Origin of the sequence: Sphingomonas sp. NIBR02145 (assembly GCF_027359115.1) — a bacterium.
Lineage (GTDB): Bacteria > Pseudomonadota > Alphaproteobacteria > Sphingomonadales > Sphingomonadaceae > Sphingomonas > Sphingomonas kyeonggiensis_A.
This window is the reverse complement of the sequence record NZ_CP114791.1, coordinates 2,062,820-2,076,286: the sequence shown is the minus strand read 5'-3', so window position 1 is coordinate 2,076,286 and position 13,467 is coordinate 2,062,820. Positions and strand designations below refer to the sequence as shown.

Annotated in this window: 10 protein-coding genes; 5 read left to right on the top strand and 5 right to left on the bottom strand. The window is 65.6% G+C overall.

The window, feature by feature from the left end; genetic code table 11:
* Positions 1–19 precede the first annotated feature (19 nt).
* Positions 20–601, bottom strand: a complete 582-nt coding sequence (locus tag O3305_RS09135; RefSeq protein ID WP_269576114.1) for a DUF308 domain-containing protein — start codon at positions 599–601, stop codon at positions 20–22.
* Between the two features lie 91 nt (positions 602–692).
* On the opposite strand from O3305_RS09135, the gene O3305_RS09130 reads away from it, so the two are divergent.
* A complete protein-coding gene (locus O3305_RS09130) occupies positions 693–1,343 on the top strand; it encodes a TetR/AcrR family transcriptional regulator (RefSeq protein WP_269576113.1) in 651 nt (216 codons plus the stop codon).
* On the opposite strand, the gene O3305_RS09125 is transcribed toward O3305_RS09130, so the two are convergent.
* Both O3305_RS09125 and O3305_RS09120 read right to left on the bottom strand, forming a co-directional pair.
* Positions 1,340–3,220 carry a methyl-accepting chemotaxis protein gene (locus O3305_RS09125; protein ID WP_269576112.1) on the bottom strand — a complete coding sequence of 627 codons (1,881 nt, stop codon included), beginning with the start codon at positions 3,218–3,220 and terminating at the stop codon, positions 1,340–1,342. The genes O3305_RS09130 and O3305_RS09125 overlap by 4 nt on opposite strands.
* Before the next feature lie 75 nt (positions 3,221–3,295).
* Positions 3,296–5,188, bottom strand: a complete 1,893-nt coding sequence (locus O3305_RS09120; protein WP_269576111.1) for a methyl-accepting chemotaxis protein — start codon at positions 5,186–5,188, stop codon at positions 3,296–3,298.
* A 262-nt stretch (positions 5,189–5,450) separates the two neighbouring features.
* On the opposite strand from O3305_RS09120, the gene O3305_RS09115 reads away from it, so the two are divergent.
* Together O3305_RS09115 and O3305_RS09110 are read left to right on the top strand one after the other, a co-directional pair.
* Positions 5,451–6,731 (top strand): alginate export family protein, encoded by a 1,281-nt coding sequence (locus tag O3305_RS09115; protein WP_269576110.1) that lies wholly within the window; start codon positions 5,451–5,453, stop codon positions 6,729–6,731.
* A 116-nt stretch (positions 6,732–6,847) separates the two neighbouring features.
* Positions 6,848–7,198: a hypothetical protein gene (locus tag O3305_RS09110; protein ID WP_269576109.1), complete on the top strand. Its 351-nt coding sequence runs from the start codon at positions 6,848–6,850 to the stop codon at positions 7,196–7,198.
* Positions 7,199–7,212: 14 nt separating this feature from the next.
* On the opposite strand, the gene O3305_RS09105 is transcribed toward O3305_RS09110, so the two are convergent.
* Both O3305_RS09105 and O3305_RS09100 read right to left on the bottom strand, forming a co-directional pair.
* Positions 7,213–7,827, bottom strand: a complete 615-nt coding sequence (locus O3305_RS09105) for a response regulator transcription factor (RefSeq protein WP_184168596.1) — start codon at positions 7,825–7,827, stop codon at positions 7,213–7,215.
* Positions 7,828–10,488, bottom strand: coding sequence for a PAS domain-containing sensor histidine kinase (locus O3305_RS09100; protein ID WP_269576108.1), 2,661 nt, complete (start codon positions 10,486–10,488; stop codon positions 7,828–7,830).
* Positions 10,489–10,710: 222 nt separating this feature from the next.
* Here O3305_RS09100 and O3305_RS09095 point away from each other — a divergent pair, with 222 nt between their 5' ends.
* The gene (locus O3305_RS09095) at positions 10,711–12,132 is read left to right on the top strand and encodes an amidohydrolase (RefSeq protein ID WP_446745978.1); all 1,422 of its coding nucleotides are present in this window, start codon (positions 10,711–10,713) and stop codon (positions 12,130–12,132) included.
* The gene (locus O3305_RS09090; protein WP_269576107.1) at positions 12,132–13,439 is read left to right on the top strand and encodes an amidohydrolase family protein; all 1,308 of its coding nucleotides are present in this window, start codon (positions 12,132–12,134) and stop codon (positions 13,437–13,439) included. Before O3305_RS09095 ends, O3305_RS09090 begins: the two co-directional genes overlap by 1 nt.
* The last annotated feature ends 28 nt before the right edge of the window (positions 13,440–13,467 follow it).

Below are 13,467 nucleotides of genomic sequence, written 5' to 3'. Positions count from 1 at the left end.
TTCAGTCAAGCGGGTCGGGCTAGCGTCCGCGCCGGAAGCTGAGCCACAGCGCGGAGACCAGGAAATAGAAGGCGCCGAATGCGGCATAGGGGGCGATATCGGTGATACCCGGCGTCGCGCTTCCTTGCGCGCGCTGGAAGAAGAAGATGCCGGCCAGTGCCGACTGGGCGCCGCTCAACACCATCACCCACTGCGCACCGTAGGTCTTCCAGCGCCGTATCCCGGTGGCGAGCTGCAGCAGGCCGGCAAGGAGCGCCCAGATGCCGAAGATGGCGAGCACCGCATGCATGTTACCGAGCATCGCCGCCACGGCGAGCGCGGTCAGGAAACTGACGGCCATGTTGAACGCTTGGGTGAGGTTGCGCCCCAGGCCGCCGTTGCGGGTCGCGTCGACCAGATTGGCGACTGCGTCCCAAGCTGGATAGACGACCAATAGCCCGGCTCCGACCACCGGTGCGTTTTTCCCGATCGTAAACGTCGCGGCGACCCAGCAAGCGGCGACCAACCCGCGTACCCAGTAATAGCTTCGCAGCCCGGCCACATCCTCGGCGGCGACGCCGGGCGCCCCATTTCCCGGGCGGTGCTCGATCACTTCCGACATTCGAATCTCCATCTACCTACTAGTAGGTATATTCCGCTAGCCACTTGCCTGCTCGCCGGCAAGTGGTATCTACCTATTGGAAGGTAGGAATATGGCGCAGAACACAGCCGAGCAGATCGTCGATACGGCGCGGCGGCTCATCATGACCCGGGGCTATAACGGGTTCAGCTATGCCGATATCGCGGAGGCGGTCGGCATCCGGAAGGCGAGCATCCATCATCATTTCGCAGCCAAGAGCGACCTGGCGAGGGCCGTGGTCGATCAGTCACGGGCGATAATCCATGCCCAGGTCGCGCAACTCGCGGCAGGCGAGCCCGACGCCGCCGCGCAGCTGCGTGCCTATGCCGGTTATTGGGAGCGCTGCATTCTCGACAATTCGGCGCCTTTCTGCGTCGCCGCGATGCTCGCTGCCGAGCTGCCGAGCTTGCCCGACAAGCTTGCCGTCTCGGTCCGCGCGCATTTCGCCGAGCTGACCGACTGGCTGGCGCGGATCCTCGCGCTCGGTGTGCGGCAGGATAGCGTCGCGCTGGTCGGTTCGCCGGCCGAGGAGGCCGACGCCTTCATGTCCGCAATCTACGGCGCAATGCTTTCGGCCCGTGCCTTTGCCGATCCCAGCCGCTTTATGACGATTACCGAGACATTGCTGTCGCGGGTCGTGCAGCTGCACTGCCCCCCCCAAAGTGAAGGGCGCCCCGGCCGAAGCCGGGACGCCCTTTCTCCTGACGCTGGAGCCAGGCCTTAGAAGGAAGCCCAGTCGTCACCGCCGGTGCCGGCGGTTGCGAGAGGCATGGCCTTTACCGGCGAGACATAGCCGGTGCCGGCCTTCGCCGCCGGCTTCGAGGCGCGGGTGGCGCTCGTCGCGGCCGGACGTGCCGCCGGACGCACCTGGGCATTGCCCACGTTGAAGCGGCTGGCCTGGTCCGACAGTGCACTCACCTCGGTATTGAGGTTGCGCGCGGCTGCGGAGGTTTCCTCGACCATCGCGGCATTCTGCTGGGTCGACTGGTCCATCGTGCCGATCGCGGTGCTGATCTGCGAGATCGCCGTCGACTGCGCGGCATTGTCAGTCGCCATTTCGGCGAGCAGCGTGTGCACTTCGCCCACGTCGCTCGAGATATTGGCGAGCGCGCCGTCGACCTTCTCGACCATTTCCACCGCCGCGACGATGTCGGTCTGGGTGGCGGTCAGCTGGTCGCGGGCGCGGCCGGCCTCTTCCTCGGCGCGCATGGCGAGCGCGGAGACGAGATCGGCGACGACCGCGAAGCCACGGCCGGCTTCACCGGCGCGGCCGGCTTCGACCGCCGCGTTCATCGCGAGAACCCGTGTCTGGAAGGCGATCTTATCGAGGCCCTCGATCACGCTGTCGATGCCCTTGGCGCTGTCGGCCACGCGAGTCATCGCCTGCACCGCCTCATCGGCGATCGCGCGACCGCCCGAGACGGTGCTGATCGCGCCGTCGGCACGCTCCACGGTGCGGCCGGCCGAACCGGCCATGGTCCGCAGCCGCTGGTCCATCTGCGCGACGGCGGCCGAGGTTTCCTCGAGGCTGGCGGCATTGGCTTCGGTGCGGCGGGCCAGGTCTTCCGATGCCTGGGCGATTTCGGTTGAGCCGGTATGGATGGTCTGGGTCGATTCCATCACCGAGCCGATCAGCGCGCGCAGGCTGCTGAGCGCTTCATTGTAGTTGCTCTTGAGCGCGGCGTAGTCGGCCGGGAATTCGCGGGTGATCTCGGCGGTCAGGTCTCCCTTGGCGACTTCGCCGAGATTCTGGCCGAGCGTGTCGACGACCATCTTCTGCTCGGCATCGGCGATCGCCTTGGCAGCGGCCGCGGCTTCCTGCGCCTGGGCGGTGTCGCGGAAGACCAGCACGGTCTTCGCCATCGCGCCCAGCTCGTCGCCGCGATCGGTGCTCGGCACGTCGACGCGGTTGTTGCCGCCGGCTAGCGCGCGCATCGTGTCCTGCAGGCGCGCGAGCGGCTGGGTGATGCCCGAGCGCGAGACGACGAAGCTGATGCCCATCGCGGCCAGGATCGCGACGATGCTGACGATCAGCATCGTGTACGACGCGCTGTCGCTGCTCTCGCCGAGCTCGTCGGACTTGGTCTTGCTGTCGGCGATGATCTGGTCGTTGAACTTGACCATCTGGGCCGCCAGCTGGTCGATCAGCTGGTCCATCTCGGTCAGCAGGACCTTGGCGCCGTCATTGTCGTTGCGCTGGCCAAGCTTGATCGCGCGCGCTGCGAGATCGTGGATCTTGGCGATCTGGCCACGATAATCGTCGAGTTGGGGCTTGAGGGCGGGCTGCATCTTCTCGGCATTACCGAGCAGCCGGGTCGCCGCCTCGAAGTTGCCCTGCTCGATCTTGCCGGCTTCCTGCGCAGCCTTCGACGCGCCGTCATAGGACAGCGCGCGGTAGCCGGCATAGGCCATGTCGGAGACGCGGCGATTGGCGCGTGCCAGCTCGGTGGGAACCGGCATGCGGTTTTCGACCAGCTCGGCATAATTCGTGTCGATGCGCTGCAGCGTGCTCGACCCGAATAGCGACAGGGCGAATCCCACGGAGGCGACAATGGCGACGAGCGCCAGAATCTTGGTTGGTATCTTGAACTTTGCGAGCATTTTCCGCGTCTCCTGTGACGAGGCAGGCCCCTGCACGGACCTGCCCCCACAATTGCTAGGTTGAACGGACCGGCATCAGAACGACGTCCAGTCGTCATCGCCGGCGGTGGCTGAGGACTTGGCGACAGGCAGGGCCTTCACCGGTGAAACATATCCATTGCTCTTCTTGCCGATCGGCTTGGCCGGGCGCGAAGGCATCGGAGTCGGCGCAGGGGCGGAGCGCATCGCCGGGCGCACCGTGGCGGCGCCGACGGTAAAGCGGCCGGCCTGCTCGGAAAGCGAGCTGACTTCGCTGCTCAGATTGCGTGCGGCTGCCGAGGTTTCCTCGACCATCGCGGCATTCTGCTGGGTCGACTGGTCCATCGTGCCGATCGCGGTGCTGATCTGCGAGATCGCCGTCGACTGCGCGGCATTGTCAGTCGCCATTTCGGCGAGCAGCGTGTGCACTTCGCCCACGTCGCTCGAGATATTGGCGAGCGCGCCGTCGACCTTCTCGACCATCTCCACCGCCGCGACGATGTCGGTCTGGGTGGCGGTCAGCTGGTCGCGGGCGCGGCCGGCTTCCTCTTCGGCGCGCATGGCCAGCGCCGAGACCAGGTCGGCGACGACCGCGAAGCCGCGGCCCGCCTCGCCGGCGCGGCCGGCCTCGACGGCGGCGTTCATCGCGAGGACGCGCGTCTGGAAGGCGATCTTGTCGAGGCCTTCGATCACGCTGTCGATGCCCTTGGCGCTGTCGGCGACGCGAGTCATCGCCTGCACGGCTTCATCGGCGATCGCGCGGCCGCCCGAGACGGTGCTGATCGCGCCGTCGGCACGTTCCACGGTGCGGCCGGCCGAGCTCGCCATCGCGCGCAGACGGTCGTCCATCTGTGCGACGGCGGCGGAGGTTTCCTCCAGGCTCGCGGCATTCGCCTCGGTGCGGCGGGCGAGGTCTTCCGACGCCTGGGCGATCTCGCTCGAACCGGTGTGGATCGACGCGGTCGATTCCATCACCGAACTGATCAGCGTGCGCAGGCTGGTCACGGCTTCGTTGAAGTTGGTCTTCAGCTCGGCATAGGCCTCGGGATAGGCGGCGGTGATCTCGGCGGTCAGGTCGCCGCGGCTCAGCGCCTGCAGCGTATCGCGCAGCGTGCCCATCACTTCGCGAAGTTCGGCGGCCGAGCGCGCATCGGCTTCGGCACGGGCCTTGGTGCCCAGGCGGAACTGCTCGACGGCGTTGGCGATCTGGCCGAGTTCATCCTGGCGGTCGCGGCTCGGCACTTCGGCTTCGCCGCCCTTGGCGAGCACTGTGGTCGCTTCGGTGAGCTTGGCCATCGGCTGGGCGACGGTGCGGTTGATCGCGAGCCAGATCGCGCCCAGGCCGCCGAACGCGACGAGCGACAGCAGGATCGTCATGATCAGCGCGAACTGCGTCTGGCCCTGGCCATATTCATTGTCCTTGGCCGAGCGCTCGCGGGTGCGGGTGAGCAGGGCGTCGGCGGCGTCGATGGCGGCGCGCGAGCGATCCTTGCCCACGCCCTTGATCGCCTTGACGGCGCCGTCCAGGTCACCGGCGGCGCGGAGCTCGAAGATCGTCTTGTTGGCGTCGATCAGCTCGGTCGCCTTGGCGCGCAGGCCATCGACATCGGCGCTGAAGTCGCTGCCCGCGACCTTGCGATAGGCGTCGATATCCTCGAGCAGCTTGGCCTCGCCCTTGGCGCGGCGCTCAACCAGGCTCGCTTCATCCTTCGGGGTCGCGGCGTTGTAATAGCTGTAGACGATGATCCGGAGCTCGCGGATGTCGGCAAGAACGTCGGTCAGGCCCGAGAGGCCGGTGATGCCATTCTCGACATGGCGGGTGGCGACACCGCTGAGGGTCTTGTTGGACACATAACCATTGACACCCAGGCCAAGGACCAGGGTGCCAATAAGGGCAAAGGCCACCAGCATTTTCTTCGCGAGGGGCCAGCTGTTTATGATGCCGAGCATTCTCTTGATCTTCCACTAGCTTCCGGCGTCCTTGATTATTGTAGGCGCCGTGATTGACAGGGGAGCCCTAACGGGCGGGAAACTAGAGCCATTATAGGACTAACTGTGCCCCCCATTCCCAAACTGCGTAGTTTCCACAGGCCCGCGCCTCAAATTGCGGATCATCCTATAATTGCTTGGGTAACCATTTCCGGAGTGTCCCGTGGCCCGTTCAGTTCGCCCCTCTCTCGCCCTTGCGGCGATCTTGCCTCTCGTCAGTGCTATGCCGGCATTTGCGCAGGACAAGGTGAAGCTGAGCGTGAACGGCAGCGTACGGGCCCGTGTCGAGACGATCGGCGGCCAGTTCCGCCCGAACTCGCCGGAAAGCGACAGCTTCGTCTCGTTCCGCACGGTGCTCGCGGCGAAAGCCGATATCGGCGCCTTCACCTTTGGCGGCGAGGTGGTCGATGCGCGCGGCTATGGCGAGAATGAGAAGAGTACGGTGCGGACCAACGAGATCAACGATCTCGAGCCGGTCCAGGCCTATATCGCGGTGCGCCCGACCAAGGGTGCGCAGCTGACGGTCGGCAAGTTCGCGATGGACATCGGCGCAAGCCGCCTCGTCGGCCGCACCGACTTCCCCAATGGCGTGCCGACCTATCTCGGCGCCAAGTTCGAGCTGCAGGACAAGGACAAGAACCAGCTTTACCTGTTCTGGACGCGCCCGTTCACCGCACTGCCGGATACCCCGGCCGACATCTATGACAACAAGGTCCAGCTCGACCGCGCGACTGAGAACATCGAGTTCTTTGGCGGCAATGCGATGCTGGCGAAGCTGTTCGGCAAGACCTCGATCGAGGCCTATGGCTTCCGGCTGATCGAGCATGACCGCAGTACCCACCCGACGCGCAATCGCCGCCTGATCACCTTCGGCACGCGCCTTCGCCGGGCGCAGGCCAAGGGCGCGATCGACTATGAAGTGGAAGCGGCGCTCCAGCGCGGCCTCGCCCGGGCAACCGCAGCGGTGAGCGATGTCCGCGACCTCAAGGTCCATGCCGGGTTCGTGCATGCCGAGTTGGGCCGTACCTTTGCCGGCAAGTGGGCACCGCGCGTCGCCGCGCTGTTCGACTATGCCAGCGGCGAGACGGCCAACCCGAACACCTATACCCGCTTCGACACGCTGTACGGCGCCCGTCGTGCCGATTTCGGCCCGCTTTCGCTCTATGGCGCGCTGGGCCGGGCCAACATCGTCTCGCCGGGCGTGCGCTTCGAGGCGCGGCCTTCCAAGCGCCTCGACCTGATGGCCTCGGTGCGCGGCGCCTGGCTGGCGTCGTCGATCGACGCCTTCTCCTCCACCGGCGTGACCGACAAGACCGGCCGCTCCGGCAAGTTCGGCGGCGTCCAGTTCGAGCTGCGCGGTCGCCGCTGGCTGGTCCCCCAGAAACTGCGCTTCGAGCTGGGTGCCGCCTATCTCGCAAAGGGTGAGTTCCTGCAGGATGCGCCCAATGCCCCGCGCAGCGGCGATACCAAGTTCGTGCACGGCGACCTCACCTTCTCCTTCTGATCCGCGAGCGCGGTCAGACCCTTAGGTAGAAGCCACGGATGGCGGGACCTGCACGGTCGCGCATAAATCCCGCCAACACGGGCACCAAGTCCGGGTCGCGAATTCAGGAGGGCCAGGTGAGCCCGTTGTCCCCATTGCTGGTGCTTGTGGTGCGTGAGGCGGGCCTCCGCAGCACGCTGATCGCGCGCTTGTCGATGGCGGGCGCCGATCTGGTCACGATCGACAATATCGATGATCCGCGGATACAGCGCTGGCTCGCGAAAGGCCCCGTGCTGATCCTCGATCAGGCCGCGCTACAGGCGCGCGAGGGTGGGGAAGCCGCATTGCGCGCCGATCCGCGCTGGCGTGCCATAGCGGTGATCGGCGGCGCAGCGGAAAACCTCGCATATCCGCCGCGTATCCCGGCCACCGATGCCGCGACCGAGATCGAAGCGATGCTGCCGGGCTGGGGCTATCCGGAGCGCTGAGCTCCGGACGGCTGTCAGCTCTTGGGAAACATGCCCGCGGCAAAGGCGATGCGCAGCGCCTCGGAAAGGCTGCGCACTTCCAGCTTCTCCATCAGGTTCGCCCGGTAGATTTCCACCGTGCGCGGGCTGATATCCAGCTCATAGGCGATGATCTTGTTCGAGCGCCCCTCGATCAGCCCCTTGAGCACGTCCTTCTCGCGCGGCGAAAGCTTGCCGATCTTGGTCTCGGCGACGTTGACGCGCGCGGCCGCCTCATTGCCCTCTTCCAGCCTGGAGAAGGCGAGGTCGATCGCCGTCATCAGGAACTCTGCCTCATAGGGCTTCTCGATGAAGTCGAGCGCGCCCGCCTTCATCGCCTGCACCGCCAGGCCGACATTGCCCTGGCCGGTCAGGATGATCGCCACGAAGCGGGGATCGTTGCCCACTGCGTTGAGCACGTCGAGCCCGGTCGATCCCGGCATGTGGAAATCCAGCAGCAGCACGCCCGGATCGAGGTCCGGCAGGGATTCCAGATAAACATCTCCCGAGCGGAACGCTCGGATCACCAGATCTGATCGCAGAGAAAGCAGGCTGTGCAAGGAGGCCCGGACGGCGTCGTCGTCGTCCACGATATAGACCGTTTTTGTCATCTACTCTCCACCCTGTTCCGTGGCGGGAAGAGTGAACCTGAAAACCGCGCCACCCTCTGGCCGGTTCTCAGCACTCAGGACCCCACCATGCGCCTCAATGATACGCTTGCTGATGGAAAGTCCAATACCCATTCCCGCACCTTCCTTTTTTGTGGTCGTGAAACGAGAAAAGAGTTGGTCGAGCATTGGTTCCGGTATGCCCGGCCCGCTGTCTGCAATTTCTATTGCAATCATGTCTTCGCTGGACTTGCGCGAACTTACCGTGATCCGCCTGTCGTCCGCGCCCTGCTGACGAAGAACCTCGATAGAATTGCGCAAAAGATTAACTACGACTTGCTGCACCTGCACACGATCCGCGAAGACGCAGGGTACATCGGGATCGAGGTCATAAGTCAGCCGGATGTTGAACTGGCTGGTGCCGACCAGCACCAAATCTGCTGCATCGCGAATGGTGGGAGCCAGCGGCGTGATCCGCAGATCGACATCACCACGCATCGTAAAGCTTCGCAGACGCCGGATGATTTCGCCGGCGCGCAATGTCTGCTCATTGGCCATGCGCAATAGTTCGGCGACCCGCTCGAAATCTTCGCCCTTGTCGAGCAGCATGCGCGCTGCTGCGAGGAAGTTCGATGTCGCGGCAAGTGGTTGATTCAACTCATGTGCCATGTCGGCGGCGAGTTCGCTCATCGCCGACTGGCGGCCGACATGGGCCAGCTCGGCGTTGAGGTCGCTCAACCGCTCCTCGGCCGCGAACTGCTCGCTCAGGTTGCGCGCGAAAAGCGTGTAGAGCGTGTGGCCGTCGATCTGGGCCACGCCCGCGCGCACTTCCATCGGAAAGCGGGTGCCGTCGCGGTGCAGGCCGGAGGCGGCGATCGTCTCGTCGCGACCCATCGGCTTGCCCGCCTTCAGGAACGCGCTTAGCCGGGATTCCGGGTCCTCATCCTTCGGATAGGGCGTGAGCATCGCGAAATTGTGGCCCAGCACTTCATGGGCACGATAGTCCCACAGCGCTTCGGCCGCGGTGCTGAACACGCGGATCGTACCTTCCTCGTCGACCACCAGCATCGCCTCGGGCACCGTTTCGATGATCGAGCGCAGCTGGGCTTCGCGGCGGCGCAGCGCCGCTTCGCGTTCCTCGCGCTCGGTGACGTCGAGCATTGCCCCGACGGTGCGCATCAGATTGCCGTCGGTATCGTAAAATGCGCGGGAAGAGCCTTCGACTGCGAGCACGGTGCCATTTGCCTGTTTGAAGCGATATCGGAAACTGAAGCGCGGGGAGCGGTCCGCCACGGCGCGCTCGATTGTTTCGAACACCGCGTCAACGTCACTCGGCTCGACCAGGGCGCGCCAGCTGTCGAAATCGGTGATCGTGCCCGGGACCAGCCCTAGCCGTTCCTCGGCGCCCGGCGCCCAGCTGATCCTTCCGGTCGGCACGTCCCATTCGAACACGCCCACTTCATGCGTGGCGATGGCGATGCCCAGGCGCTCCTCGCTTTCGCGGAGTTCGGCAACGGCGCGCGCGCGATCGGAAATATCGGTCATCTTGTGGATGACCACCGGGTCGCGTCCCGCAATCTCGACGCGGTGGACATGCTCGAGGATGGCGATTTCGCGGCCGTCGCGCGTGATCTCGATCAGTTCCTGCGCGCCGCCCTGAGGGCGGCGGGGCAGGCTGGCCTCGGCACTTTCGCAGCGCGAGCGGAGCAGCAGGTACTTGTTCTGTCCGCGTGCCTCCTCCGCGCTCCAGCCGAAGAGTTCCGCGGCACCCGCCGACCAGTGGACGATCCGTCCATCCGGGGAGGTGAGCGCCATGGTGGTGACGTCGATCGCCTCGGTCAGCTCGACCTGAACGGACTGCTCGCGGGCCACCCGAGTCACTGCCCAATAGGCGATGGTGCCGACCACCAGCACATTGCCGAGCATCGCCAGCAGCTGGCCCGGCGCGGCGGCGAAGGCGATCTGCCGCGAGAACAGCAATTCGAGCGCCGCGGGCAGAACCGGCAGGATCAGTGCGGCGGGCAGCAGGATGCGCAGCAGCCGGCGATTGTCCGGATCGCGGGCCAGCTCGCGCACCCAGGCAAAGCCGCTGTTCCAGGCGATCGCCGCCAGCGACAGGCTGATCGAAACCAGCGCGGCGGGCAGGGACGTGCCGAGCAGCGGCACGCTCGGGCTCGGACCCGGATGCGAGAAGAGGATGATGATCCCGGCGGCGGAGGCCAGTCCGAGCGCCACGGTCGCGACGAGGCTGCGCATTTCCTTGGCCACAAGGTCGCGCACGCACTGGCCGAGCCCGGCAAGCCCCAGGATCAGGAACACCGCGGCGGGATTGATCCCGGTGCGGCCCGGATTAGGGAACGGGAATTGATTGATATGGGAGGCGAACAGCAGCTCATCGACGCCAAGGTCGATTTCGGTCCAGCGCTCGAACAGGGCAATGACCGCGATCCCCAGCGGTATCGCCAGGAGATTCATCGCCAGCCGCCTGCGACCGACGAACGAGGCAAGGAAGCCGAGCGAAAGCCCCACATAGCCCAGGCTGGTCCAGGGCCAGATCGGGAAGTCGTTGAAGCCGAACCCGCGGAGCTCTGGTACGTCGAAGACCCACCCGCAAAACGCGGCAATGCTACAGGCCAGCCCGAAGGCGGCGAGGGCGATGGCCACTCGCCGGTTCACGGGTGCCGTCACGGATGACGGCTCGGCAGGGTCAATTGCGACGCGCAACGATGCACCTTCCCCTTCCGGGAGCTGTCAATAACACCAATCAAGCCAAGGAGAAAATGGGGATAGTCCAGAGTGGTTCAGTCTCTTTCTGAAGAAGCACGGCTTGCCAAGTGGCTAGCACCTGAGCGATCACCCAACCGTTACGCAAGGGGGAGGAGTCGCTTGATCCGCTCGTTAATCATCTTTGGTGCGCTGGCCGGGCTTGCCGCCTGCGATTCCAGCACCACCAGGGCACAGACCGCGTCGTCGGAGCCTGCTCCGGCCGCTGGCGGACCGGGCAAGGGCAAGGGCTATAGCCACGATCCCTTCCCCTCGACCTATCATGCCTATCCCGGCGCGCCGACGTTGCTGACCAACGTCACGGTGTTCGATGGCGAGGGCGGCCGGATCGACAATGGCCAGGTGCTGTTCCGTGACGGCAAGATCGTTGCTGTCGGCCAGAACCTGTCGGCGGACGGCGCCGCGGTAATCGACGGCAAGGGCAAGTACGTCACCCCGGGTGTGATCGACATCCACAGCCATCTGGGCGACTATCCGTCGCCGGGCGTGCAGGCCAATTCGGACGGCAACGAGATGACCGGCCCGGTCACCGCCGAAGTCTGGGCCGAGCATAGCGTCTGGCCGCAGGACCCCGGGTTCGGCCGTGCGCTCGCCAATGGCGGTGTCACTACGCTCCAGATCCTTCCCGGCTCCGCCAATCTGATGGGCGGCCGCTCGGTCGTGCTCAAGAACGTCTATGCCCGCACCATGCAGGCGATGAAGTTCCCGGGCGCCCCCTATGGCCTCAAGATGGCGTGCGGCGAGAACCCGAAGCGCGTCTATGGCTCGAAGGGCCGCATGCCCTCCACCCGCATGGGCAATATCGCCGTCGATCGCCAGACCTGGGCGCGTGCCGCAGAGTATAAGCGCCGCTGGGATCGCTATGAGGAAAAGGGCGGAGAGGCCCCCTCGCGCGACCTCGCGATGGACACGCTGCGCGGCGTGCTGGAAGGCGAAATCCTCGTCCAGAACCATTGCTACCGCGCCGACGAGATGGCCATCGTAATGGATATGGCCAAGGAGTTCGGCTACCACGTCTCGGCCTTCCACCACGCCGTGGAAGCCTACAAGATCGCCGACCTGCTCAAGGCGAACAACACCTGCGCCGCGGTCTGGGCCGATTGGTACGGCTTCAAGATGGAAGCCTATGACGCGGTGCCCGAGAACCTCGCCATCCTCGACAAGGAGGGCGCCTGCGCGATGATCCATTCGGACGACGCCAACGGCATCCAGCGGCTCAACCAGGAAGTCGCCAAGGCGCGCGCCGCCGGCATCAAGGTCGGCATGAACATCAGCGAGGAACATGCCTGGACCTGGCTGGCGATCAATCCGGCCAAGGCGCTGGGCATCGCCGACAAGACCGGCAGCCTCAAGCCCGGCAAGATGGCGGACGTGGTGCTGTGGAACGGCAATCCGTTCAGCGTCTACACCCGGCCCGAGATGGTCTGGGTCGATGGCGCGCTGATGTACGATGCCAAGGATCCGAAGCGCCGACCGGTTTCCGATTTCGAACTCGGTCAGCCGGGCGAAGGGGATGTGAAGTGATGAAGAAGCAGCTCCTTCTTGCCGCCACCGCGGCGCTTGCCTTCGCTTTCCCGGCCACGGCGCAGACCGTGGCGATCACCAACGCCAAGCTGGTCATCGGCGACGGTGGCCAGCCGGTCGATGGCGGCACCGTGGTGATCCGTGATGGCCGCGTCGTCGCGGCCGGTCCGGGCGTTGCCGTGCCCTCCGGTATTCGCGTGATCGACGCGGGCGGCAAATGGGTCTCGCCCGGCATCTTCGCCGGCTTCACCCGCATGGGCATTGTCGAGGTCGATGGTGTCGACCAGACCAACGACACCGGTCCCGGCAATGTCGGCTTCCATGCCGCGATCGACGTCACCCCGGCGGTGAACCCCAAGTCCACGCCGATCGCGATCAACCGGGCCGAAGGTATTACCCGCGCCGTGGTCGCTCCCGACAATTCGGGATCGATCTTCGCCGGTCAGGGCGCGATCATCGACCTCGGGGCGGACATGGACGCGGTCAGCAAGCCGCGCGCCTTCCAGTTCATGGAATGGGGAGAGAGCGGCGCCCGCGCCGCCGGCGGCAGCCGCCCGGCCGCCTATGCCGCGCTCAAGAACGTGCTGTTCGAGATCCGCGACTATATCCGCGCACCGGCCAGCTTCAACGACCGCAGCAAGGATGCCTTCCTGACGCGCGCCGATGCCGAGGCGCTGGTGCCGGTCCTCCAGGGCCGTACGCCGCTGCTCGTTCATGTCGAACGTGCCTCGGATATGCTGGTGCTTCTCCAGCTCAAGAAGGAAATCCCGACGCTCAAGCTGGTATTCGTCGGTGCGACCGAAGGCTGGACCGTCGCCCCGCAGATCGCGGCGGCCGGCGTGCCGGTGATCGCCACTGCGCTCACCGACCTGCCCGAGAGCTTCGAGCAGCTTGCCGCCAGCCAGTCGAACATCGGCCGCATGGCCGCGGCGGGCGTCACGGTGGCGATCGGGACGATCAACCAGGACGAATCCCGCCAGGCGCGCTGGGAGAAGCAATATGCAGGCAACCTGGTTGCGCTGACCAAGGTGCCCGGCGCTACCGGCCTGGATTGGGGTGCGGCCTTTGCGGCGATCACGTCGAAACCGGCGGAAGTGCTCGGCATGGGCGGCGAGTTCGGCTCGCTCAAGCCAGGTCGTCGCGGCGATGTGGTGATCTGGGACGGCGATCCGCTCGAGATCGGCACCTCGGCGGTCAATGTCTTCATCGACGGCGTCGAGCAGCCGCTCGAGAACCGCTGGACGCGCCTGCGCCAGCGCTATCTCGATCCGAAGGAAGGGGCTCTGCCCAAGGCCTATCAGCGCTGAGGGGCAGGAACCTTGGTTACGGTCCCGC